We start from the raw sequence: 19933 nt of genomic DNA, 5'->3' as shown, positions 1-19933 counted from the left end.
AATCCCAAAATATTCTCCCCTTGCTTTAAGATGGCGTAATTATCAGGATACTCTTTTGTGGAAAAATTGTCAATGAAAGTTTGTCGTTTGGCTTATTTTTTTGTGTCCTGTTTGGGAGAAAATAATTCTTTTATCCCAATGAACAAAAGGAGAACGCCAAAACCTTTTCTCAGCCAAGTGACATCTAATTGAGAAGCAATTAGAGAGGCAATGATACAGGAGGGGATACCGCCAATAATGCAGAAAATTAAGATTTTTTTATCTATGAGTTTGTTTTTTGCATGTGATATAAGAGCAGGGACAGCAGAAAAAACAAAGTAGAGAAGATTAATACCTCCCGCCTGTAATTGATTTAGTCCTGCAAATAGAGTTAGCCAGAGGATGAGCAATGTGCCGCCGCCAATACCGAATCCCGAAAGGATACCGGTTGCTGTGCCGATAAGAACGTCAATCCACCACATCGTTTTTTTAGGGCTAGAATCCAAATAAAGCCCGTATCCCTCCATATAGAATAAGCAGAGCAAAAATTTTGCGAAGAGCATGTATGGGTACTTTTTTGAATAAGTGACCTGAAATAATACCGCCTACCGTACCTCCAATCAAAAAAGGAAGTGCCGATAATAAATTGATGGAACCTTTCATAAAATACATAATTGCAGAAATAATAGACAGGGGAAGAATAATGCCAACAGAAGTAGCGAAAGCTTTTCTCTCATCAATTTTAATCCAGCGAGTGAGCAGAGGTACCAAAAAAAGACCTCCTCCTGCTCCAAAAAAGCCATTGGCAAGGCCTGCTAATGCGCCTGTAATGACAGATTTTACCTTATTCTTCATTATCTTCTCCTTAGGCTTAATAAAAATTAGATTTTACGGGAATAGGTAGAATATTCGCTTTGAGCGTTTATGTTTTTAAAAAGTAAAAATCAAGTGCAACACAGTTTTCAGCGAAAAGACTTGAATTATAGGCTGAATTCATGTATGATTGAATAGAAAGAATGGCAAAACTGTAAGAATGATGTTTTGGAGGTGTCACTTGTATGTCACAGGATTTTAATACGATTACCTTTTCTATAGATGAAGTAAAAGAAGCAGACATGAAGAAAATATTGCTCACGGTATATGATGCGTTGAAAGAAAAAGGGTATAACCCCATTAGTCAGATTGTAGGTTATATTTTGTCAGAAGACCCAACTTACATCACTACCCATAACAACGCCAGAAGTTTAATCCGCAGAGTTGATCGAGATGAACTCCTCCGAGCAATGGTACGCTCTTATTTGGGCGAATAAAATTTGGAAAGTATGGTGATTTTTTGAGTACAAACGAGATGAAGTTTCCAACTTACAAAGGCAGACCTTTGGTACGCAGCGGGGATACGCTGTATTACGGTGATATGCGAGAATTGTACGTAGTAAAGATTGATGTTAAGACCAAAGAAAAATTTCATGATTTAGACATAGCGGGCAAAGTAGGAATTCAGCTTTTAAGTACCGATCCTTTAAAAACGGGAAAAGCGATTTTGAAAAGCAGCGAAAAAGAGGGTTTATTCACAGCAATGGATATTGCAGATGCTTGGCTTGAAAGAGCACTGAAAGACGAATAGAAAGCGGCGGGTACAAATTCCTGCCGCTTTTGTTTTCCTGGTTTTGTTTGCATTCTAATCTTTTGTATAGTCAAGTTTTCCGTCTTTTTAGAAAAGGGTTATCCGGATTAAAATGTGGCATAGGGGTTACAGGTGATTTTGCGTTTTTCTTTCTAATATAAATATCTTCTGTTTTTTGCTGAGCGGATTTCAAGATTTCAATGGCTTGTGTAACTTCTTGAAAAAGTTCTTGGTACATCTCTTGATAAGGGGACATAACCGCCTCCCGTTGATTTTAATAAGCGATAAAGCTTGTGAGGATTCGAGAAATGAAAAGAGAGCAGATAAACGTATATAAAGGTTATTGTTAAAGATGAAATTATAAATAGGGATGATCGGTGTGACGTGTAGGTTCAATTTTTAAAGGTTCAGAGCGCTCGCGTTTTCCAGGGGCTTTTTTAGGAATGGCAGTAGAGCTAATATCCTGATAAGATCGAAATTCATCATTTGTCTGGGCGAGTGAGGGAATAAGCCCGGTGGTTTCATTCGCCGATGCTACATTGCCGATGTTAGGATAATTTTTAACTTCATCATGTTCATGATAATCGATTTTATTTTTTGACATTTTATCATCAACTCCTTAAACATTATAGTTGCCGATGAAAAGTAGAATTATTCATGAAACATAGTGTCAATCAAAACTTATCAAGCTTTGATTGACAGGTGATAATTAGAAAAAATTGGAATATTACATGAATATAGGGGTACAATATGATTGGTTATTGTTTGCGGCAATATAAAGCTGAAGATGATGCAGAAATGGTAAAACTTTTTCAAGAAACAGTTCATAGTGTCAATGCCAAGGATTATACAAAAGAACAACAGGATGTTTGGGCACCGAAGGAGATTGAACTAAAAACTTGGTGCAAGGCATTCAAAGAGAGTTATACGGTAATTGCTGAATCAGAGGGAAAGATGGTTGGATTTGCAAACCTTGACGGAAACTATTTTGACCGTTTATTTGTACACAAGGATTTTCAGCGTTTGGGAATAGGGGCAATGCTCGCCGAAGATATAGAAAGTCAGGCCGTAAAAAAAGAACTTACGTATATAGATGTTCAAGCTTCCATTACAGCAAAACCGTTCTTTGAAAGATGTGGTTATAAGGTTATTAAAAAGCAAAGATTTAAAAGAAATAATATTTTTATGGAAAATTTTGTGATGAAAAAAAGTTTAAGAAAATGTTAAAAAAAGCTTGCAAACAGTGACATACGATGATATAATAATCAAGCACGACTGCGACAGATATGCGTTGAAGCGGGAGGTTGCGGCAGAAACGAAAGGTTTTGGACTAGCATTGATTAGAACAAACATCTTGCGATGAGCCGGTTTTTCCGTGGAGTATGTCCGATTTTAAACCGGGCGATGAATTTAAAAAGTTGGAACCATGAGAAGGGATTCTCATAGGCCGGATTGCGCTTTTTAAAGCTTATTCTAGGTGCTTGCACTGAAATTACCCCGGAATTCACTGTGTGAATTTCGGTTTTTATTTGTCCGAGTGAACAAACACCCGGTACAGTGTTAAAAACCTGATGCCCGCCAACTCAAATATTTAAGGAGGCGATGAACGTGGCAGTCAAAGAAAAAATCAGAATCAGATTAAAGGGATACGATCATCAGCTGGTTGACCAATCCGCTGAAAAAATCGTAGCAACAGCCAAGCGTACAGGAGCAAGAGTTTCTGGACCTGTGCCGCTACCGACTGAAAAGCAAATCATCACAATTTTGCGCGCTGTGCATAAGTACAAAGACAGCCGTGAGCAGTTTGAGATGAGAACCCACAAGAGACTGATTGACATTTTAAGACCCAGCAACAAAACTGTTGAAGCTATGATGGGCCTTGAACTCCCCGCCGGTGTTGAAATCGAAATTAAACTTTAATTTCGGTTATAAACCAACCAGTAGGGTCATGTTGGCGGCAAAGCCGTTCAACCAATAACCTTAGGAGGAACAAAGATGAAAAAAGGAATCATCGGTAAGAAAATCGGCATGACACAGATTTTCGATGAAAACGGGAAAGTAATTCCTGTAACTGTGATCGAAGCCGGTCCCTGTGCTGTAACACAGAAGAAAACAAAAGAGAACGACGGTTATGAAGCTGTTCAGATTGGCTTCGGAGACCAAAAACCGCAGAGAGTCACAAAACCGCTCACGGGTCATTTCAAAAAAGCTGACGTCGCTCCAAAGAGAACACTTCGTGAACTCAGACTAGATGACACCAGCGCACTGAATGTTGGCGATTTGATCAAAGCTGACGTCTTTGAAAACGGAGACAAAGTTGACGTAACCGGCACCAGCAAAGGTAAAGGCTATGCAGGTGTTATCAAACGCTGGAACTTCTCCAGACTTAAAGAGACTCATGGTAGTGGACCTGTTGTTCGTCACGGCGGTTCAAACGGTGCTTGTTCGACTCCGTCACGTGTTTGGAAAGGTCTTAAGTTGCCTGGACATTTAGGTACCGAGAAGGTCACTGTTCAGAATCTTACAGTCGTAAAAGTGGATACGGACAATAATTTGATTGCTATTAAAGGCGCTGTTCCGGGTCCGAACGGCGGCATCGTGATAATTCGCGATAGCTTGAAAGCGTAAGGGAAGGAGGAATTAGAATGCCTAAAGTATCAGTTTTGAATATGCAGGGTAAAGAGATTGAAAAAATCGATCTTTCTGATGCCGTTTTCGGTATTGAGCCCAATGCATCTGTTATGAACGATGTTGTAAAAAATCAGCTTGCTAACAAGCGTCAGGGCACTCAGTCTGCTCTTACCCGCGCAGAAGTTTCCGGCGGCGGCAAAAAACCGTGGAGACAAAAAGGCACAGGACGTGCAAGACAGGGTTCTACCCGTTCACCACAGTGGACACATGGTGGTATCGTTTTTGCTCCGAAGCCTCGTGATTACAGCTATGTGCTGAATAAGAAGGTAAGACGTTTGGCTATGAAGTCTGCTCTTTCTTCTAAAGTGGCTGACAATGAAATCATCGTATTAGATGCGATTGATTTAGATTCCTACAAAACAAAAGCGATTGCTGAAATGCTGAAAGCAATCGGTTCCGAGAAAAAAGCCCTCATTGTGCTTGATTCTTTGGATGCCAAAGTAATTGCTTCTGCCAACAACATTCCTGGTGTGAAAACCTCTCAGGTGAACACGCTGAATGTATACGACATTCTGAATGCCGATAAATTTATCGTTGTAAAGGGTGCCGTTGCGAAAATTGAGGAGGTATACGCATGAAAACATCTCAAGACATCGTGATTCGCCCAATCATCACGGAAAAGACGATGGCGGGAATTGCTGATAGAAAATATACCTTTGAAGTTGACAAGAGTGCAACAAAGATTGAAATTGCTGCTGCAGTAAAAGAGCTGTTTGGCGTAAACGTCAGCAAAGTTCACACAATGCATGTCAGAGGCCAACTCCGCCGCCAAGGCAGAACAGAAGGCTACACAAGAAGCTGGAAAAAAGCAATTGTGACTTTGACAGAAAACAGCAAGACAATCGAATTCTTCGAGAGCATGATCTAAAATCAGCAGCGATGCTGACCGGCAGCAATGCCGATTGCCAGCAATGGCAATTGCCCCCGAAGGGCACGAATGGGGAACGGGCATTCCCCGCAAAGCCAAAATAGGAGAGTGAATTCCATGCCAATTAAAGTTTATAAGCCTACGTCGGCGGCAAGACGTAATATGTCTGTCACAGACTATTCAGGCCTTTCTAAAAACGGCCCTGAAAAAAGTCTTTTGACTTCTTTAAACAAGAATGCAGGCCGTAACAGCTACGGAAGAATCACCGTTCGTCATAGAGGCGGCGGCAACCGTAAAAAATATCGTATCATCGATTTCAAACGCCAGAAAGAGGGCATGACAGCTACTGTTTTGGGTCTTGAATATGATCCAAACCGTTCCGCTTTCATTGCACTGATTCAGTATGAAGATGGCGAAAAAAATTATATCTTAGCACCACACGGCCTTAAAGCCGGAGATAAAGTTGTTTCAGGTGCAGAAGCCGATATCAAACCCGGCAACGCCTTGAAATTATCTGACATTCCTGTTGGTACTTTTGTTCACAACGTTGAGATGCATCCCGGAAAAGGCGCACAAATCGTACGTTCTGCCGGTGTTATGGCTCAGCTCATGGCAAAAGAAAACGGAATGGCTCTTTTGAGACTTCCTTCCGGAGAGCTCAGAAACATTCCTGAAAACTGCATGGCTTCTATTGGACAGGTCAGCAACATCGACCACGAGAATGTGAAGCTCGGCAAAGCAGGACGCAAACGTCACCTAGGTTTCAGACCAACAGTTAGAGGTTCTGTTATGAACCCGAACGATCACCCGCACGGTGGTGGTGAAGGTAAGAGCCCGGTTGGACATTCAGGACCGCTTACTCCTTGGGGTAAACCTGCTTTGGGATATAAAACACGTTCCAAGAAAAATCATAGCGATAAATTCATCGTTAAACGCAGAAACAGTAAGTAAGGCGTGCGGAAAGGAGCTTGAAATAAATGAGCAGAAGCTTGAAAAAAGGACCTTTTGTACAGCCTGTGCTGCTTAAAAGGATTCAATTAATGAATGAAGCCGGCGAAAACAAGATCATCAAAACATGGAGCCGTTCTTCCATGATTTTCCCGGATTTCGTAGGTCATACGATTGCCGTTCATGACGGCCGCAAGCATGTTCCGGTTTATGTTACCGAGGATATGGTTGGTCATAAATTGGGCGAATTTGCCCCCACAAGAACCTTTAAGGGCCATGCCGGCTCAAAGACGAGCAAATGATGAAAGGAGCAGAGATTAAATGGAAGCAAAAGCAACGCTGAATTATACTCGAATCTCTCCCCGCAAGGTGGGCATCGTGCTCGATTTGATTCGTAACAAGCCCGTTGACCTTGCAGACGCGATCTTAAAGCACACACAAAAGGCTGTCTGTGCTGATCTGCAAAAGCTGCTCAAATCTGCTGTAGCTAATGCAGAAAACAATTTTAACATGGATAAAAACAGCCTTTATGTTAGCAAATGCTATGTGACACCCGGCCCAACCCTCAAAAGAATGAGACCCGGCCCTCATGGCAGAGCATTTAGAGTGCTAAAAAGAACTTCACATATCACTTTGATTGTGAAGGAAAAAGAATAAGGCGTAAGGAGGTAAAGATATGGGTCAGAAAGTAAATCCGCACGGTCTTCGTGTGGGCGTTATTAAAGACTGGGATTCCCGCTGGTATGCAAGGGATGAAGTTTTCGGCGATACTTTGGTTGAAGACTACAACCTCCGTAAGGTGCTGAAAAAGCAGCTTTATTCCGCTGGCGTTCCGAAGATTGAGATCGAAAGAGATGCTTCAAAAGTTAGAGTGCATATTCACTGCGCTAAACCCGGTATGGTTATCGGTAAGGGCGGTGCTGAGATTGAAAAACTTCGTGTACAATGCGAAAAAATGCTGAAGAAACCAGTTGTTATCAATATTATTGAAGTAAAACAACCTGATTTGAATGCTCAGCTAGTTGCTGAAAACATCGCTTCACAGCTGGAGAGACGTGTTTCTTTCCGTCGTGCTATGAAACAGTGCATCGGCAGAAGCATGAAGTTCGGCGCAAAGGGTATCAAAACACAGGTATCCGGTCGTTTGGGCGGCGCTGATATCGCTAGAACAGAACAATATCATGAGGGAACAATTCCGCTGCAGACCATTCGTGCAGATATCGATTATGGTTTTGCTGAAGCTGCTACCACCTACGGCCGTTTGGGCGTTAAGGTATGGCTGTATAAAGGCGAAGTTCTCAACAGCAAACGTCAGTCTACTGTAAATAATACAGAAAAGAGACCGGCAAAAAGGGAAGGAGGCCGCAGATAATGTTACTACCAAAGCGCGTGAAATACCGCAGAGTTCACAGAGGTCGTATGACCGGTAAAGCAACTCGTGGTAATCAAGTCACTTACGGTGAATTCGGCCTTCAAGCACTTGAGCCCACTTGGATTACTGCTAACCAAATTGAAGCCGCTCGTGTTGCCATGACTCGTTATTGCAAACGTTTCGGTAAAGTTTGGATTAAAATTTTCCCACACAAACCAGTCACAAAAAAACCTGCTGAAGTTCGCATGGGTTCCGGTAAAGGTGCACCTGAATTTTGGGTAGCCGTTGTTAAGCCCGGCCGCATTATGTTTGAACTTGGCGGTGTATCAGAAGAGACAGCCAGAGAGGCTATGCGTCTGGCCGCCAACAAATTGCCTGTTAAGTGCAAATTTGTTGTGAAAGAAACGGAGGTCTCAGAGTAATGAAAACTTCAGAAATCAGAGAATTAACTGCTGAAGAGCTGAACAAGAAACTCGCTGACCTTAAAGCGGAGCTCTTTAACCTTCGTTTCCAGCTTGCTATTAATCAGCTTGACAATCCGATGAGAATTTCTGCTGTGAAGAAAGACATTGCTCGTATCAAAACAATGATACGCGAAAATGAACTCACAGCACAGAAAAATTAAGGTAAGGGAGGATTAAATAGTGAGCGAATCAAGAAGCAACAGAAAAACGACTATCGGCCGTGTTGTCAGTGACAAAATGGATAAAACTGTAGTTGTGGCTGTAGAAGACAGTGTTAAGCATCCGCTTTACAAAAAAATCATTAAGCGCACCGTGAAAAGAAAAGCCCACGATGAGAACAATGAGTGTGGCATCGGCGATCGCGTACGCATCATGGAAACCCGTCCCTTATCCAAAGATAAGAGATGGCGAGTGGTTGAGATTATCGAAAAAGCCAAATAAATTTGGCAAAGTTTTAATTGGCACAAATTTAAATTTGGCCTAAGTAAAGGAGGAACGCACTGTGATACAGCAAGAATCTTATCTCAAGGTTGCCGACAACACCGGCGCGAAAGAAATTATGTGCATTCGCGTTCTGGGCGGCACTGGCAGAAGATATGCCAATATCGGTGATGTTATAGTAGCTTCTGTTAAAAAAGCAGCACCCGGCGGCGTTGTTAAAAAAGGTGACGTTGTAAAGGCTGTTATCGTTCGTTCAGCATTTGGTGTTCGTCGTGACGACGGAACTTACATCAGATTTGACGAGAACGCAGCCGTTATTATCAGAGATGACAAGAACCCCAGGGGAACACGTATTTTTGGACCGGTTGCGAGAGAACTTCGTGACAAAGAGTACATGAAAATACTCTCACTTGCCCCGGAAGTACTTTAATGGAGGTGCACGGAAATGAATCAAGATAAAAAAGTTCATGTAAAAACCGGTGACACCGTTATGATTATGAGCGGCAAAGACCGCGGGAAAAAAGGTAAGGTTTTACAGGTCAGCCCAAAAGAAGGCAAAGTCATCGTTGAAAACGCAAACTTTGTTTCTAAGCATGTTAAACCCAAGAAAATGGGTGAAGCAGGCGGCATTATCAAAGCTGAATCTGCCCTTTATTCCTGCAAAGTGCAAATCGTCTGCTCACACTGCGGAAAGCCCACCCGTGTTGGTCACAAAATTTTGAACGACGGCACGAAAGAACGCATCTGCAGAAAATGCGGCGAGTCGCTGTAAGGGGGAAATAATTGATGCCAAGACTGAAGGATTTTTATAAAAGCGAAGCTGCTCCTGCGCTGATGAAAAAGTTTGGCTACAAGAGCGTTATGGAAATTCCTGCTCTAGATAAAATCGTAGTGAACGTTGGCGCTGGCGAAGCAAAAGATAACTCAAAAGCAATTGACGCTATCAGCGGAGACCTGATGAAAATTACAGGTCAAAAACCGATGGTGTGCCGTGCAAAAAAATCCGTTGCTAACTTTAAGCTGCGTGAGGGCATGGCAATCGGCCTTAAAGTAACACTTCGAGGCGACAGAATGTATGAATTCCTAGATCGTCTTTTCAACGTGGCTCTTCCCAGAGTTCGTGACTTCAGAGGAATCAATCCGAATTCTTTTGACGGACGCGGCAACTACAACATGGGAATCAAAGAGCAACTCATTTTCCCTGAAATTGAGTATGATAAGATTGACAAGGTTCGCGGAATGGATATCTGTTTCGTAACAACCGCAAAAACAGACGAAGAGGCCAGAGAGTTCTTAACTCTAATGGGCGCTCCGTTTACAAAATAAGGAGGGATACTGTGGCCAAGACTTCAATGAAGGTTAAACAACAAAGAACGCAAAAATTCTCCACAAGAGAATATAACAGATGCAAAATCTGTGGCAGGCCGCATGCCTACCTTCGTAAATTCGGTATATGCCGTATTTGCTTCAGAGAACTTGCCTATAAAGGCGAAATTCCTGGCGTAAGAAAAGCAAGCTGGTAAGAAGGATAAGGAGGTTATTCACATGCAAGTTACAGATACAATTGCCGATTTGCTTACTCGTATCCGAAATGCGCAGTCTGCAAAGCATGATACCGTTGAGATTCCCGCTTCAAACATGAAGAAAGCGATTTGCCAGATTCTTGTTAATGAAGGTTATGTGAAGAGTTTTTCAACAGCCGAAGATGGCAAACAGGGTATGATTAAAGTTGTACTCAAATATTCAGAAGGCAAAACACCTGTTATTAAGGGACTCAAAAGAGTTTCAAAACCAGGTCTTCGCATTTATTCAAATGCAGAAGAGTTGCCAAAAGTCATGAAGGGCCTTGGCGTTGCTTTGGTTTCTACTTCTAAAGGAATCATGACAGACAGACAGGCAAGAAAAGAAAATGTCGGCGGCGAAGTGCTGGCGTTCATTTGGTAATTAAGGGGGTGCGATAGTATGTCGAGAATTGGAAGAAAACCCATAAATATTCCCGCCGGCGTCGAAGTTAAAGTTGACGGCAGCGTAGTATCCGTGAAAGGACCGAAAGGTACACTCACACAAAAGTTTGACCCGAATATGAGTATTGCAATTGAGGGTGCTGAACTGACTGTTTCTCGTCCAAACGACGCGAAAGAGAACAGAGCTCTTCATGGTCTGACCCGTACACTAATCGCTAATATGGTGACAGGTGTTACAGAGGGATTCAAAAAGGAACTGGATATTTTGGGCGTTGGTTATCGTGTTCAAAAACAAGGCACAAACCTTGTTATGAATATCGGCTACTCACATCAAGTGATTGTAGAAGAAACCGATGAAGTTAAAATTGAAGTTCCCGGACCAAACAAAATCATTATTGTCGGTATCGACAAACAAAAAGTCGGCCAATTTGCAGCAGAAGTTCGTGAAAAACGTCCGCCAGAGCCTTATAAAGGCAAGGGCATTCGTTATGCTAACGAAGTTGTTCGCCGCAAAGAAGGAAAAGCCGGTAAGGGTAAATAATTAAAGGAGTGTGATCAATATGGTAAAGAAGCCGGATACCAATAAAGCCAGACTGCGCCGCCATAGAAGAGTGCGCGGTAAAATAAGCGGCACGGCAGAAAGACCTCGTTTGAACGTTTTCCGCTCCAGCGCTAACATTTATGCTCAGTTGATTGATGATGTAAAAGGTGTTACCCTTTGCGCAGCATCCACATTGGATAAAGAAATCAGCGGGAACGGCGGAAACAAAGAAGCAGCTCTTGAAGTTGGCAAGCTGATTGCCAAAAGAGCATCTGAAAAAGGAATCACCGACGTGGTATTTGACCGCGGAGGACATATTTTCCACGGCCGTGTCAAAGAGCTGGCCGACGGCGCCCGTCAGGGCGGCCTGAACTTCTAAGAAGGAGGAATAGAGTTTGGCTACTAAAATTGACGCATCGGTGCTTGATTTGAAAGAGCGTGTGGTTTCTATTAACCGCGTTGCAAAAACAGTTAAGGGCGGAAGAATCTTTAAATTCTCTGCTTTGGTTGTTGTCGGAAACGGCGAAGGAATTGTTGGCTTTGGAATTGGTAAAGCTGGCGAAGTTCCAGATGCTATCCGTAAAGGCATTGAAGATGCAAAGAAAAATTTGATTGAAATTTCACTTCGTGGATCCACCATTCCGCATGAAGTGATGGGTGAATTCGGTGCAGGCAGAGTGCTGCTGAAACCAGCTGCTCCCGGTACAGGCGTTATCGCCGGCGGCGCAGTTCGTGCAGTGGTTGAAAGTGTCGGCATTCAGGACATTCGTACAAAGGCGCTTCGCTCTAACAATCCTTGCAATGTTGTTCGTGCAACAATGGAAGGGCTTGCCAGTCTGCGTTCTGCTGAACAAGTGGCAGCGATTCGCGGCAAATCTGTAAAAGAGATTCTGTAAAGGAGGGTGCAAAATGGCAAATATTACAGTCACTTTGAAGAAAAGCATAATCGGCAGTAAGAAAGACCAGATTGCAACCGCCGAATCCCTCGGTTTGAGAAAAATCGGGGATAAAACGGAGCAACCTGATAATGCCCAAACACAGGGCAAGGTGAAAAAAATCGCTCATCTCGTAGAGGTAAGCAAGTAAGAGGGAGGTGCAAGGCATGAAACTAGAACAGTTAACAGCAACACCCGGCGCAACAAAAGTATCAAAGCGTATCGGTCGTGGACATGGATCCGGTCAAGGTAAAACTTCCGGTAAAGGTCACAAAGGACAGAATGCAAGATCTGGCGGCGGTGTCCGTGCTGGTTTTGAAGGCGGCCAAATGCCTCTTCAGAGAAGAGTTCCGAAGAGAGGTTTCAATAATATCTTCAGAACTGAATATGCTGCCATTAATGTTGAAAAACTCAACTGCTTTGAGGACGGTGCTACAGTAGATGCAGCAGCTCTCGTTGAAGCTGGTATCATTAAAAAAGTCTGCGATGGAGTGAAAATTCTATCTAACGGCGAAATCACAAAAAAATTGACGGTAAAAGCTAGTGCCTTTTCTGCAGCGGCCAAGGAGAAAATCGAAGCTGCGGGCGGAAAGACCGAGGTGATTTGATGCTTCAAACGTTAAAAAACGCATGGAAGATTCCTGATTTACGCAAGAAAATACTCTTCACTCTGGCAATTGTTGTAGCCTTTCGTTTTGGTTCTGCGATTCCGATGCCGTTTTTAAACATGGATGCACTTTCACAGCTTATGAACAGTGTGCAGCAAAGCGGCGGAAGCTGGGGCATGCTGAACATGATGACGGGTGATGCTTTCTCAAGGGCAACTTTGTTTGCTCTTGGTATCTCCCCTTACATCAACAGTTCTATTATTATGCAGCTTTTACAGGTGGCCATTCCGGCACTGGAGAGGCTTGCAAAAGAAGGCGAAGTCGGCAGAAAGAAAATTGCGATGATTACGCGATTTGTCACTGTCGGTTTAGGTCTTATCACAGGAATTGGTTATTATTTCTTCCTTCGTAACAACAGCATTGTCAATTACACCACTGGTTTTTCTGGCGTGTTTGCGGCAATTGTTATGGTATTGAGCTTTACAGCAGGTACAGCTATTATCATGTGGATGGGCGAGCAGATTAATGACAAAGGGATTGGCAATGGTATTTCCATTCTTTTGTTTGCCGGCATTGTCGCAAGACTTCCGGTAACATTTGGCGGCGTTTGGGAGTTCTTTAAAATGGCTCTTGAAGATTCAGCCAACTATGGTAAATACTTTATTCTTTCTCCGCTGTTTGTTATTTTGTTCCTTGGCATTATTTGGCTGATTATCTTTATGAACGAAGCAGAGAGAAGAATTCCTGTTCAATATGCTAAAAAAGTTGTCGGACGCAAAATGTATGGCGGACAAAGCTCTTTCTTACCAATTAAGGTAGCGATGAGCGGTGTTATGCCGGTTATCTTTGCTAGCTCCATTCTTTCCATTCCAAGTCTTCTTGCGATTTTTATTTCACCAAAAGAAGGCGGCCTGTTTGAAAAGATTTTAAAAGCGATGCAGAACACTGGCGGAGCTTACATGGTTATTTATTTCTTTTTAATCCTCATGTTTGCATATTTCTACATGGTTATTCAGTATAATCCTATTGAGATGGCGAACAACCTGCGTCAGAGCAACGGCACGATTCCTGGTATTCGTCCCGGCAGACCGACTTCTGATTTTATTTCTAAAATTCTTTCAAAGGTAACCTTGATTGGTGCTTTGTTCCTTTCCGTAATTTCTATTGTTCCTATGATTTATGGCAGAGCCACAGGTATGGCAAGTCTGACCATAGCAGGTACTTCAACCATCATTATGGTTGGTGTAGCTTTGGAAACAGTGAAACAGCTTGAATCTCAAATGATGATGCGTCATTATAAGGGATTCTTGGATTAACGAGAGGAGAAAAGAATGAATCTGATTTTTTTAGGAGCCCCCGGTGCTGGAAAAGGTACACAGGCTGAAGTAGTTTGTAACGAATATAATATTCCTGCCATTTCGACAGGAAATATTTTAAGAGAAGCGCTGAAAAGCGGCACGGAGATGGGTCTGAAAGCAAAATCCTATATGGATAAAGGCGCTTTGGTGCCAGATGAGATTCTCATCGGAATCATCAAAGACCGCTTGGCAGAGGAAGACTGCAAGAATGGTTTCATTCTTGATGGTTTCCCCAGAACCATCCCGCAGGCCGAGGCACTGGATAAAATGGGTGTAGTGATTGATAAAGTCATTGACATTGAGGTGTCAGACGAAAGAATCGTCACCAGAATGTCTGGTCGCCGTGTCTGTGAGAAATGCGGTTCTTCTTATCACATGCTTTATAAAAAGCCTGCTAAAGAAGGCATCTGCAATGCTTGCGGAGGCACCCTTATTCAGCGTAAGGATGACCACCCCGATACTGTGAAGGATCGTTTGGACGTTTATCATGACCAGACAGAGCCTTTGAAAGATTTTTACAGCAAACAGGGCAAGCTGTTTATCGTAGAGGGACAAGAAGAAGTGGCTGATACTACCAAACTTGTCTTAGAAGCGGTTGCCAAACAGGCATGATGAAAACCCAAAAGAATGGAGTCAAATCATGATTGTTTTAAAAACCAGTCGAGAGCTTTCTTTTATGAAAGAAGCTTGTAAAATTTCTGCGAATGCGCTAAAGCTTGCCGGAGAAATGGTCGAACCCGGTGTTTCCACTTGGGAAATTGACCAAGCTGTCCGTCATTATATCGAGAAAATGGGCGCTGTGCCCAGCTTTCTCGATTATAACGGATTTCCGGCCAGCGCCTGTATTTCTTTAAATGAAGTGGTTGTCCACGGCATACCATCCAAACACGAAATTTTGAAGCAAGGCGATATTGTTGACATTGATGTCGGTGCCTATTTTAAAGGTTTCCACGGCGATAATGCTTGGACATATCCTTGCGGAAAAATTAGTGACGAAGCCCAAAAGCTTTTGGACGCAACAAAGGAAAGCTTGTTCAAAGGAATTGAGCAGGCAAAGCCCGGAAACCGTATCGGCGATATAGGCCATGCGGTGCAGGAGTATGCCGAAGCGCGCGGTTACTCGGTGGTACGAGAATTTGTCGGCCACGGAGTAGGTGCGAAGCTGCACGAAGATCCAAGCGTTCCCAATTACGGCACACCCGGCAGGGGCGTGCGACTGTTAAAAGGCATGACAATTGCTATCGAACCAATGATTAACCAAGGTACTGAAAAGGTTCATATCCTTGAAGACGGTTGGACAACGGTAACACGAGATAGCAAACTTTCAGCTCACTTTGAACACACCATAGCCATTACCGAAAACGGTCCGGTTATTTTAACGATACCGGATTGAGGTTTGAAGATATGGAGATAAAAAGAGGGCAGGTTGTAAAGTCAAAGGCCGGACATGATAAAGGGGATTTTCAGGTCATTCTGGAACTTCAGCTGCCCTATGCCTTGGTATGTGACGGCAAACGCAGAACACTTGAGAAACCAAAGAAGAAAAAGCTGATTCATTTGGCACCGACAACAGAACGACTAGATGAAGAAAAGCTAAAGACAAACCGGCACATCAAAATCGCCTTGAGGGCATTTATGAATAAATCCGATGACGATAAGGCTTATTGCTGATATGGAGGTTTTACATGTCAAAACAGGATGTAATTGAGATTAACGGAGTGGTTACAGAGGCACTCCCCAATGCTATGTTTAAGGTTGAGCTGCCAAATGGACATATTATTTTGGCACACATTTCTGGCAAGCTACGAATGAACTTCATTCGTATCCTTCCGGGAGATAAGGTAACAGTTGAAATGTCACCTTATGACCTAACCAAAGGGCGCATTACATGGCGTTCTAAGTAAATTCGACAATAAATTCTTCTGGGGCAGGTTATAATGGACTCGCCTGCCAACTACACCAGAAGTCAGAAACCCTAATAAAAAGGAGGGCACACAATATGAAAGTCAGACCTTCTGTCAAGAAAATGTGTGAGAAATGCAAAATTATTAAGCGTAAGGGTAAAGTCATGGTGATCTGTGAGAACCCGAAGCATAAGCAGCGCCAGGGCTAATTTTCCCGGGCTACTAAATATGGAGGTGTAAGTATGGCTCGTATTTCAGGCATTGACTTACCAAGAGATAAGAGAATTGAAATTGCTCTTACCTATGTTTATGGTATTGGACGCAGAACAGCCGAAATCATCTGTAAAGAAAGCGGAGTAGATCCTGATATCCGCGTTAGAGATCTTTCAGAAGATGACACTGCAAAGCTGAGAGAATATATTGATAAAAACTGTAAGGTTGAGGGTGATCTTCGCCGTAAAACAGCTTTTGACATCAAGAGATTGATTGAAATTGGCTGCTACCGTGGTATCCGTCATCGTAAAGGCCTTCCGGTAAGAGGTCAAAGGACCAAAACAAATGCAAGAACACGCAAGGGTCCGAGAAAGACCATGGCGAACAAGAAGAAATAATCGGGAGGGATAAAAATGGCAGCACAAAAAGGTAAAACCAATACACGCCGCCGCCGCGAGCGCAAGAATATTGAGCGCGGTGCAGCGCATATTCAGTCCACTTTTAACAACACAATCGTTACCATCACTGATGTTCAGGGCAATGCGATTTCTTGGGCAAGCTCCGGCGAACTCGGCTTCAGAGGCTCCAGAAAATCCACTCCTTTTGCCGCACAAACAGCTGCAGAAACAGCTGCTAAATTGGCAATGGAACATGGTATGAAATCCGTTGAAGTATATGTTAAAGGTCCTGGTGCAGGACGTGAAGCCGCTATTCGTGCTTTGCAAGCTGCCGGACTGGATGTCAGCATGATCAAAGACGTCACACCTATTCCGCATAACGGATGCCGTCCTCCGAAAAGAAGACGCATCTAGCCTATCTTACAAGTTGCCCAGAAGATAAGGAACTTAAAGTTGCTTATCTTTAGGAAAACCCCATGCTGACGTGCATGGCTGTGGCACAAGATCCGACAGAAATATTTGCCGGAGAATCAATGTAAAAGGAGGATCACGGATGATTGAGATAGAAAAGCCCCTCATAGAGCTTGAAGAGATATCCGAAGACAACACATATGGTAAATTTGTGGTAGAACCTCTCGAAAGAGGATTTGGCACAACACTTGGCAACAGCCTCAGAAGAGTGCTGCTTTCCAGTTTGCCTGGTGTCGCCGTGAAATCGGTTAAAATTGACGGTGTTCTTCATGAGTTTTCTACTGTTCCCGGTGTGAAAGAAGACGTGACCGAAATTGTGCTGAATATCAAAGGAATTGTGGCAAAACTACATTCTGACGGTGAAAAGATTGTTGAAATTTCAGCAGAAGGTCCCTGTGAAGTCACAGCTGGTTCAATCAGTTGCGACAGTGAAGTTGAGATTTTAAATCCGGAACTCCATATTGCAACCCTTGGAGAAGGCGCTAAGCTTTTCATGGAGTTAACGCTGAGCAAAGGCCGCGGATATATATCAAGTGAAAGAAATAAGCAGAACATGGACAACGAAGTGATTGGTGTGATAGCAGTTGATTCTATCTATACACCAGTGCTGAAAGTTAATTTCAACGTTGAAAATACCCGTGTTGGTCAAAGCATTGATTTTGACAAGCTTACACTTGAAGTTTGGACGAATGGTGTTATTAATGCACAAGAGGCTGTTTCTCTTGCCGCAAAAGTTTTAACAGATCATTTGAGCTTGTTTGTTGATCTCTCTGATAAGGGAAAAACAACTGAAATTATGATTGAAAAAGACGAAGGCGGAAAAGAAAAAGTTCTGGAAATGACAATTGAAGAATTGGATTTATCTGTTCGTTCTTTCAATTGCTTGAAACGTGCAGGGATTAATACAGTCGAAGATTTAACAAATAAATCTGAAGAAGACATGATGAAAGTTCGCAATCTGGGAAGAAAATCACTAGAAGAAGTTATGCAGAAGCTAGAATCTTTAGGAGTTAATCTTCAGCCAGAAGACGAATGATTTGAACAATAATCTACTATATAAAGATAGGAGAGTGAATATCGATGCCGAGAACCAGAAAACTCGGACGAGACACTGCTCATAGAACCGCTATGCTTAGAGGTCTTGTCACGTTCTTTTTTGAGAATGGAAAAATCGAAACTACAGTAACTCGTGCCAAAGAGGTACAATCAATGGCTGAAAAAATGCTGACCATCGCGAAAGAAGATAACCTTCACAATCGCCGTTTGGTACTCAGCTTTATCACCAAAGAAGCAGTTACTCATAAGCTGTTCACAGAAGTTGCTCCCAAATATGTTGATAGAGCTGGTGGATACACCAGAATCACCAAAATTGGCCCGCGTCGTGGTGACGCCGCTGAAATGGCAATTTTAGAATTAGTTTAATTGATTTAAACCAAAACACCTATGCTTTCATAAAAAGCATAGGTGTTTTTATTATAAGAGGGGAATCTCTATAGAGAGAATCAAGATTTGGGTATACTTTGTGAAGGAAAGGTATGGAAAAGCTGGTAAAGGTAAATGTGAATATTAGTTCTAGTAATCTACTCTAAAGGTTGAGTAGATTACAAAAATGCTTTTAAAATGTAGTAAAGTGGGCTGATTTTTGTACTTTAAGCGTTTCTCTGTAGATAGATTCAATATTAAAAGAAAAAAGCCTGCTTCATTTAAAGAAGCAGGCTTTATAGTCATCACTTAACAATCTCGAAAACGGTTTACTTGGTTTCTTCTTCATCAGGCACTATCGTTACTTTGGGTGTTACAGTAACAAAGCTAACCTCGACTCGGTGGTCTTTAATCTTTGAAACATGAATAGAAAGATTGTCATATTCCATCGTAAACTCGGTGCCATCATCAGGGATAGAACTGTAAGTACCAAGCACAAAGCCGCCGAAAGTATCGTATTCTTCTGTCGGCAAACTGATAGCAAGCATTTTTTCCACTTCATCTAATTCAGCGCTGCCAAGAATTTTCCACTTGTTTTCTTCCAACTGTTGAATTTCAAACTCTACCGGTTGGTTGGCATCATCATCTAGATCACCAACCAACTGCTCTAAAAGGTCATTCATCGTGACGACACCTGTCACACCGCCGTATTCATCTAAAATAATAGCGAAGTGATTGCGAGTTTGTCTCATGCGATGAAATAAGATATCAGCACGAATATTTTCAGGGACAAAGAAGGCAGGTGAAACTGCATCTTTTAAGATATGCTCTTTATCTATTTTGTTCAAGCGGAAGTAATCTTTTGTATTCAGTACACCGATGATGTCATCGACACTTTCGTCACAAATTGGCAAAATAGAGTGGCGACTTTCTTTAATGGTTTTACACCATTCTTCTTCGTTGTCTGCCATCCAAAGAATTGCTAAATCGGTGCGGTGTGTTGCAATTTCATCAGCAGTTATATCATCAAACTCAAAAACATTTTGAATCCATTCTTTTTCAGAGTTATCAATGGTTCCCTTTTCACTGCCCACATCGACCATCATACGAATTTCTTCTTCCGTTACTTCGTCATCTTCTGCATTAGGATCAATTTTGAGAAGACGAAGTAAGGCATTGGTTGAAACGGTAAGCAGAGCAACAATGGGGCGGAAAAGATTGGCCATGGCACTGATGAAGCCTGACATACCTAAAGCAAGTTTTTCTGCTTTTTTCATGGCAACACGTTTGGGGACCAACTCACCCAAGACGAGCGTAAAATAGGAGAGAATAAGCGTAATAGCAATAAGCGAAAGTGTATCAAGAGTAGGACGAGAAATCGTGACACCCAAACTAATAATCCATTCAGAAAGCATAGTTGAGAAATTATCGGCAGCGAATGCACTACCTAAAAATCCTGATAAAGTAATGGCGACTTGAATGGTTGACAAAAAGCGTGCAGGCTGACTCGTCAGTTTGGCAAGGCGAACGGCTCGCTTATCTCCTTGTGCGGCTAGCTTAGCAATTTTGTTGTCGTTGATTGAGATGACGGCAATTTCAGCACAGGCAAAAACAGCATTCAGTGCAATCAAAAAAACCTGTAAAAGTAACTGCCACCCTATGGGAACGTCGTTCAATGGTGGATCCTCCTAAAATTAATAATAATATTGATAAAAAGCAAAAAAACACAACC

General features: G+C 42.5%; 39 protein-coding genes. 34 read left to right on the top strand and 5 right to left on the bottom strand.

Features of this window, described 5'->3' with window-relative positions; genetic code table 11:
* Positions 1-92: 92 nt before the first annotated feature.
* Positions 93-485: a sulfite exporter TauE/SafE family protein gene (locus CS931_RS06110; RefSeq protein WP_159459750.1), complete on the bottom strand. Its 393-nt coding sequence runs from the start codon at positions 483-485 to the stop codon at positions 93-95.
* Positions 475-834, bottom strand: coding sequence for a sulfite exporter TauE/SafE family protein (locus tag CS931_RS06105; RefSeq protein WP_099204885.1), 360 nt, complete (start codon positions 832-834; stop codon positions 475-477). Before CS931_RS06105 ends, CS931_RS06110 begins: the two co-directional genes overlap by 11 nt.
* 203 nt (positions 835-1037) lie before the next feature.
* On the opposite strand from CS931_RS06105, the gene CS931_RS06100 reads away from it, so the two are divergent.
* The gene (locus CS931_RS06100; protein WP_099204884.1) at positions 1038-1289 is read left to right on the top strand and encodes an IreB family regulatory phosphoprotein; all 252 of its coding nucleotides are present in this window, start codon (positions 1038-1040) and stop codon (positions 1287-1289) included.
* 38 nt (positions 1290-1327) lie between these two features.
* On the top strand, positions 1328-1603 hold the full coding sequence (locus CS931_RS06095; RefSeq protein ID WP_099204883.1) for a hypothetical protein: 276 nt from the start codon (positions 1328-1330) through the stop codon (positions 1601-1603).
* Between the two features lie 70 nt (positions 1604-1673).
* Here CS931_RS06095 and CS931_RS06090 read toward each other — a convergent pair whose 3' ends face one another.
* Together CS931_RS06090 and CS931_RS06085 are read right to left on the bottom strand one after the other, a co-directional pair.
* Positions 1674-1859, bottom strand: a complete 186-nt coding sequence (locus tag CS931_RS06090) for a hypothetical protein (protein ID WP_099204882.1) — start codon at positions 1857-1859, stop codon at positions 1674-1676.
* Positions 1860-1961: 102 nt separating this feature from the next.
* A complete protein-coding gene (locus CS931_RS06085; protein ID WP_099204881.1) occupies positions 1962-2207 on the bottom strand; it encodes a hypothetical protein in 246 nt (81 codons plus the stop codon).
* A gap of 146 nt (positions 2208-2353) precedes the next feature.
* On the opposite strand from CS931_RS06085, the gene CS931_RS06080 reads away from it, so the two are divergent.
* The 32 genes from CS931_RS06080 (at position 2354) to rplQ (ending at position 18201) form a co-directional block, all read left to right on the top strand.
* The gene (locus CS931_RS06080; protein ID WP_099204880.1) at positions 2354-2830 is read left to right on the top strand and encodes a GNAT family N-acetyltransferase; all 477 of its coding nucleotides are present in this window, start codon (positions 2354-2356) and stop codon (positions 2828-2830) included.
* 381 nt (positions 2831-3211) lie between these two features.
* Positions 3212-3523 carry a 30S ribosomal protein S10 gene (gene rpsJ / locus CS931_RS06075; protein WP_099204879.1) on the top strand — a complete coding sequence of 104 codons (312 nt, stop codon included), beginning with the start codon at positions 3212-3214 and terminating at the stop codon, positions 3521-3523.
* 75 nt (positions 3524-3598) lie between these two features.
* On the top strand, positions 3599-4231 hold the full coding sequence (rplC, locus tag CS931_RS06070) for a 50S ribosomal protein L3 (protein WP_099204878.1): 633 nt from the start codon (positions 3599-3601) through the stop codon (positions 4229-4231).
* A 17-nt stretch (positions 4232-4248) separates the two neighbouring features.
* Positions 4249-4872: a 50S ribosomal protein L4 gene (rplD, locus tag CS931_RS06065; RefSeq protein ID WP_099204877.1), complete on the top strand. Its 624-nt coding sequence runs from the start codon at positions 4249-4251 to the stop codon at positions 4870-4872.
* The gene (rplW, locus tag CS931_RS06060; RefSeq protein WP_099204876.1) at positions 4869-5162 is read left to right on the top strand and encodes a 50S ribosomal protein L23; all 294 of its coding nucleotides are present in this window, start codon (positions 4869-4871) and stop codon (positions 5160-5162) included. The genes rplD and rplW overlap by 4 nt, the downstream gene beginning before the upstream one ends.
* A gap of 117 nt (positions 5163-5279) precedes the next feature.
* Positions 5280-6113, top strand: coding sequence for a 50S ribosomal protein L2 (gene rplB / locus CS931_RS06055; RefSeq protein ID WP_099204875.1), 834 nt, complete (start codon positions 5280-5282; stop codon positions 6111-6113).
* A gap of 26 nt (positions 6114-6139) precedes the next feature.
* Positions 6140-6412, top strand: coding sequence for a 30S ribosomal protein S19 (rpsS, locus tag CS931_RS06050; protein ID WP_099204874.1), 273 nt, complete (start codon positions 6140-6142; stop codon positions 6410-6412).
* Between the two features lie 19 nt (positions 6413-6431).
* Complete coding sequence (rplV, locus tag CS931_RS06045; protein ID WP_099204873.1) at positions 6432-6767, top strand: 50S ribosomal protein L22; 336 nt, start codon at positions 6432-6434, stop codon at positions 6765-6767.
* A gap of 19 nt (positions 6768-6786) precedes the next feature.
* Complete coding sequence (rpsC, locus tag CS931_RS06040) at positions 6787-7482, top strand: 30S ribosomal protein S3 (protein ID WP_099204872.1); 696 nt, start codon at positions 6787-6789, stop codon at positions 7480-7482.
* Complete coding sequence (gene rplP, locus CS931_RS06035) at positions 7482-7904, top strand: 50S ribosomal protein L16 (protein WP_099204871.1); 423 nt, start codon at positions 7482-7484, stop codon at positions 7902-7904. Before rpsC ends, rplP begins: the two co-directional genes overlap by 1 nt.
* Positions 7904-8107: a 50S ribosomal protein L29 gene (gene rpmC, locus CS931_RS06030; RefSeq protein WP_099204870.1), complete on the top strand. Its 204-nt coding sequence runs from the start codon at positions 7904-7906 to the stop codon at positions 8105-8107. The genes rplP and rpmC overlap by 1 nt, the downstream gene beginning before the upstream one ends.
* A 19-nt stretch (positions 8108-8126) precedes the next feature.
* On the top strand, positions 8127-8387 hold the full coding sequence (gene rpsQ / locus CS931_RS06025; protein WP_099204869.1) for a 30S ribosomal protein S17: 261 nt from the start codon (positions 8127-8129) through the stop codon (positions 8385-8387).
* 61 nt (positions 8388-8448) lie between these two features.
* On the top strand, positions 8449-8817 hold the full coding sequence (rplN, locus tag CS931_RS06020; RefSeq protein WP_099204868.1) for a 50S ribosomal protein L14: 369 nt from the start codon (positions 8449-8451) through the stop codon (positions 8815-8817).
* Between the two features lie 15 nt (positions 8818-8832).
* The gene (gene rplX / locus CS931_RS06015) at positions 8833-9159 is read left to right on the top strand and encodes a 50S ribosomal protein L24 (RefSeq protein WP_099204867.1); all 327 of its coding nucleotides are present in this window, start codon (positions 8833-8835) and stop codon (positions 9157-9159) included.
* A 14-nt stretch (positions 9160-9173) separates the two neighbouring features.
* Entirely contained in the window at positions 9174-9713 is a 540-nt protein-coding gene (gene rplE / locus CS931_RS06010; protein ID WP_099204866.1) for a 50S ribosomal protein L5, read from the top strand.
* A gap of 11 nt (positions 9714-9724) precedes the next feature.
* A complete protein-coding gene (locus CS931_RS06005) occupies positions 9725-9910 on the top strand; it encodes a type Z 30S ribosomal protein S14 (RefSeq protein WP_099204865.1) in 186 nt (61 codons plus the stop codon).
* 22 nt (positions 9911-9932) lie between these two features.
* Entirely contained in the window at positions 9933-10331 is a 399-nt protein-coding gene (gene rpsH, locus CS931_RS06000) for a 30S ribosomal protein S8 (protein ID WP_099204864.1), read from the top strand.
* Positions 10332-10349: 18 nt separating this feature from the next.
* Positions 10350-10892: a 50S ribosomal protein L6 gene (gene rplF / locus CS931_RS05995; protein ID WP_099204863.1), complete on the top strand. Its 543-nt coding sequence runs from the start codon at positions 10350-10352 to the stop codon at positions 10890-10892.
* A gap of 19 nt (positions 10893-10911) precedes the next feature.
* On the top strand, positions 10912-11271 hold the full coding sequence (rplR, locus tag CS931_RS05990) for a 50S ribosomal protein L18 (protein ID WP_099204862.1): 360 nt from the start codon (positions 10912-10914) through the stop codon (positions 11269-11271).
* Between the two features lie 16 nt (positions 11272-11287).
* Positions 11288-11788, top strand: coding sequence for a 30S ribosomal protein S5 (gene rpsE / locus CS931_RS05985; RefSeq protein ID WP_099204861.1), 501 nt, complete (start codon positions 11288-11290; stop codon positions 11786-11788).
* A 13-nt stretch (positions 11789-11801) separates the two neighbouring features.
* Positions 11802-11978 (top strand): 50S ribosomal protein L30, encoded by a 177-nt coding sequence (rpmD, locus tag CS931_RS05980; protein ID WP_099204860.1) that lies wholly within the window; start codon positions 11802-11804, stop codon positions 11976-11978.
* 16 nt (positions 11979-11994) lie between these two features.
* A complete protein-coding gene (gene rplO / locus CS931_RS05975) occupies positions 11995-12435 on the top strand; it encodes a 50S ribosomal protein L15 (RefSeq protein WP_099204859.1) in 441 nt (146 codons plus the stop codon).
* The gene (secY, locus tag CS931_RS05970) at positions 12435-13751 is read left to right on the top strand and encodes a preprotein translocase subunit SecY (protein ID WP_099204858.1); all 1317 of its coding nucleotides are present in this window, start codon (positions 12435-12437) and stop codon (positions 13749-13751) included. The genes rplO and secY overlap by 1 nt, the downstream gene beginning before the upstream one ends.
* 15 nt (positions 13752-13766) lie before the next feature.
* A complete protein-coding gene (locus CS931_RS05965) occupies positions 13767-14405 on the top strand; it encodes an adenylate kinase (RefSeq protein WP_099204857.1) in 639 nt (212 codons plus the stop codon).
* Positions 14406-14433: 28 nt separating this feature from the next.
* Positions 14434-15186, top strand: coding sequence for a type I methionyl aminopeptidase (gene map / locus CS931_RS05960; protein WP_099204856.1), 753 nt, complete (start codon positions 14434-14436; stop codon positions 15184-15186).
* A gap of 11 nt (positions 15187-15197) precedes the next feature.
* On the top strand, positions 15198-15464 hold the full coding sequence (locus CS931_RS05955; protein ID WP_099204855.1) for a KOW domain-containing RNA-binding protein: 267 nt from the start codon (positions 15198-15200) through the stop codon (positions 15462-15464).
* 14 nt (positions 15465-15478) lie between these two features.
* Positions 15479-15697, top strand: a complete 219-nt coding sequence (gene infA / locus CS931_RS05950; protein WP_099204854.1) for a translation initiation factor IF-1 — start codon at positions 15479-15481, stop codon at positions 15695-15697.
* A 95-nt stretch (positions 15698-15792) separates the two neighbouring features.
* Entirely contained in the window at positions 15793-15906 is a 114-nt protein-coding gene (rpmJ, locus tag CS931_RS05945; protein ID WP_004824776.1) for a 50S ribosomal protein L36, read from the top strand.
* 33 nt (positions 15907-15939) lie between these two features.
* Positions 15940-16308, top strand: coding sequence for a 30S ribosomal protein S13 (gene rpsM / locus CS931_RS05940; protein ID WP_099204853.1), 369 nt, complete (start codon positions 15940-15942; stop codon positions 16306-16308).
* Between the two features lie 15 nt (positions 16309-16323).
* Entirely contained in the window at positions 16324-16722 is a 399-nt protein-coding gene (gene rpsK, locus CS931_RS05935) for a 30S ribosomal protein S11 (protein WP_099204852.1), read from the top strand.
* A 139-nt stretch (positions 16723-16861) separates the two neighbouring features.
* Positions 16862-17815 carry a DNA-directed RNA polymerase subunit alpha gene (locus CS931_RS05930; RefSeq protein ID WP_099204851.1) on the top strand — a complete coding sequence of 318 codons (954 nt, stop codon included), beginning with the start codon at positions 16862-16864 and terminating at the stop codon, positions 17813-17815.
* A gap of 44 nt (positions 17816-17859) precedes the next feature.
* The gene (rplQ, locus tag CS931_RS05925; protein WP_099204850.1) at positions 17860-18201 is read left to right on the top strand and encodes a 50S ribosomal protein L17; all 342 of its coding nucleotides are present in this window, start codon (positions 17860-17862) and stop codon (positions 18199-18201) included.
* 329 nt (positions 18202-18530) lie between these two features.
* Here the strand turns inward: rplQ and CS931_RS05920 are convergent, their stop codons facing one another.
* Positions 18531-19877, bottom strand: a complete 1347-nt coding sequence (locus CS931_RS05920; RefSeq protein WP_099204849.1) for a hemolysin family protein — start codon at positions 19875-19877, stop codon at positions 18531-18533.
* Positions 19878-19933: the final 56 nt, after the last annotated feature.

Origin of the sequence: Scatolibacter rhodanostii (assembly GCF_900197595.1) — a bacterium.
Lineage (GTDB): Bacteria > Bacillota > Clostridia > Oscillospirales > Acutalibacteraceae > Scatolibacter > Scatolibacter rhodanostii.
Note: the sequence above shows the minus strand (reverse complement) of the source record. Positions and strands in the feature narration are given on the sequence as shown.

Bases quoted from the DNA above. Each gene is read 5' to 3' on its own strand.
- CS931_RS06105 (WP_099204885.1), bottom strand. From the start codon at position 834: ATGAAGAATAAGGTAAAATCTGTCATTACAGGCGCATTAGCAGGCCTT.
- CS931_RS06100 (WP_099204884.1), top strand. From the start codon at position 1,038: ATGTCACAGGATTTTAATACGATTACCTTTTCTATAGATGAAGTAAAA.
- CS931_RS06095 (WP_099204883.1), top strand. From the start codon at position 1,328: ATGAAGTTTCCAACTTACAAAGGCAGACCTTTGGTACGCAGCGGGGAT.
- CS931_RS06090 (WP_099204882.1), bottom strand. From the start codon at position 1,859: ATGTCCCCTTATCAAGAGATGTACCAAGAACTTTTTCAAGAAGTTACA.
- CS931_RS06085 (WP_099204881.1), bottom strand. From the start codon at position 2,207: ATGTCAAAAAATAAAATCGATTATCATGAACATGATGAAGTTAAAAAT.
- CS931_RS06080 (WP_099204880.1), top strand. From the start codon at position 2,354: ATGATTGGTTATTGTTTGCGGCAATATAAAGCTGAAGATGATGCAGAA.
- rplC (WP_099204878.1), top strand. From the start codon at position 3,599: ATGAAAAAAGGAATCATCGGTAAGAAAATCGGCATGACACAGATTTTC.
- rplD (WP_099204877.1), top strand. From the start codon at position 4,249: ATGCCTAAAGTATCAGTTTTGAATATGCAGGGTAAAGAGATTGAAAAA.
- rplW (WP_099204876.1), top strand. From the start codon at position 4,869: ATGAAAACATCTCAAGACATCGTGATTCGCCCAATCATCACGGAAAAG.
- rplB (WP_099204875.1), top strand. From the start codon at position 5,280: ATGCCAATTAAAGTTTATAAGCCTACGTCGGCGGCAAGACGTAATATG.
- rpsS (WP_099204874.1), top strand. From the start codon at position 6,140: ATGAGCAGAAGCTTGAAAAAAGGACCTTTTGTACAGCCTGTGCTGCTT.
- rplV (WP_099204873.1), top strand. From the start codon at position 6,432: ATGGAAGCAAAAGCAACGCTGAATTATACTCGAATCTCTCCCCGCAAG.
- rpsC (WP_099204872.1), top strand. From the start codon at position 6,787: ATGGGTCAGAAAGTAAATCCGCACGGTCTTCGTGTGGGCGTTATTAAA.
- rplP (WP_099204871.1), top strand. From the start codon at position 7,482: ATGTTACTACCAAAGCGCGTGAAATACCGCAGAGTTCACAGAGGTCGT.
- rpmC (WP_099204870.1), top strand. From the start codon at position 7,904: ATGAAAACTTCAGAAATCAGAGAATTAACTGCTGAAGAGCTGAACAAG.
- rplX (WP_099204867.1), top strand. From the start codon at position 8,833: ATGAATCAAGATAAAAAAGTTCATGTAAAAACCGGTGACACCGTTATG.
- rplE (WP_099204866.1), top strand. From the start codon at position 9,174: ATGCCAAGACTGAAGGATTTTTATAAAAGCGAAGCTGCTCCTGCGCTG.
- rpsH (WP_099204864.1), top strand. From the start codon at position 9,933: ATGCAAGTTACAGATACAATTGCCGATTTGCTTACTCGTATCCGAAAT.
- rplF (WP_099204863.1), top strand. From the start codon at position 10,350: ATGTCGAGAATTGGAAGAAAACCCATAAATATTCCCGCCGGCGTCGAA.
- rplR (WP_099204862.1), top strand. From the start codon at position 10,912: ATGGTAAAGAAGCCGGATACCAATAAAGCCAGACTGCGCCGCCATAGA.
- rpmD (WP_099204860.1), top strand. From the start codon at position 11,802: ATGGCAAATATTACAGTCACTTTGAAGAAAAGCATAATCGGCAGTAAG.
- rplO (WP_099204859.1), top strand. From the start codon at position 11,995: ATGAAACTAGAACAGTTAACAGCAACACCCGGCGCAACAAAAGTATCA.
- secY (WP_099204858.1), top strand. From the start codon at position 12,435: ATGCTTCAAACGTTAAAAAACGCATGGAAGATTCCTGATTTACGCAAG.
- CS931_RS05965 (WP_099204857.1), top strand. From the start codon at position 13,767: ATGAATCTGATTTTTTTAGGAGCCCCCGGTGCTGGAAAAGGTACACAG.
- map (WP_099204856.1), top strand. From the start codon at position 14,434: ATGATTGTTTTAAAAACCAGTCGAGAGCTTTCTTTTATGAAAGAAGCT.
- CS931_RS05955 (WP_099204855.1), top strand. From the start codon at position 15,198: ATGGAGATAAAAAGAGGGCAGGTTGTAAAGTCAAAGGCCGGACATGAT.
- infA (WP_099204854.1), top strand. From the start codon at position 15,479: ATGTCAAAACAGGATGTAATTGAGATTAACGGAGTGGTTACAGAGGCA.
- rpmJ (WP_004824776.1), top strand. From the start codon at position 15,793: ATGAAAGTCAGACCTTCTGTCAAGAAAATGTGTGAGAAATGCAAAATT.
- rpsM (WP_099204853.1), top strand. From the start codon at position 15,940: ATGGCTCGTATTTCAGGCATTGACTTACCAAGAGATAAGAGAATTGAA.
- rpsK (WP_099204852.1), top strand. From the start codon at position 16,324: ATGGCAGCACAAAAAGGTAAAACCAATACACGCCGCCGCCGCGAGCGC.
- CS931_RS05930 (WP_099204851.1), top strand. From the start codon at position 16,862: ATGATTGAGATAGAAAAGCCCCTCATAGAGCTTGAAGAGATATCCGAA.
- rplQ (WP_099204850.1), top strand. From the start codon at position 17,860: ATGCCGAGAACCAGAAAACTCGGACGAGACACTGCTCATAGAACCGCT.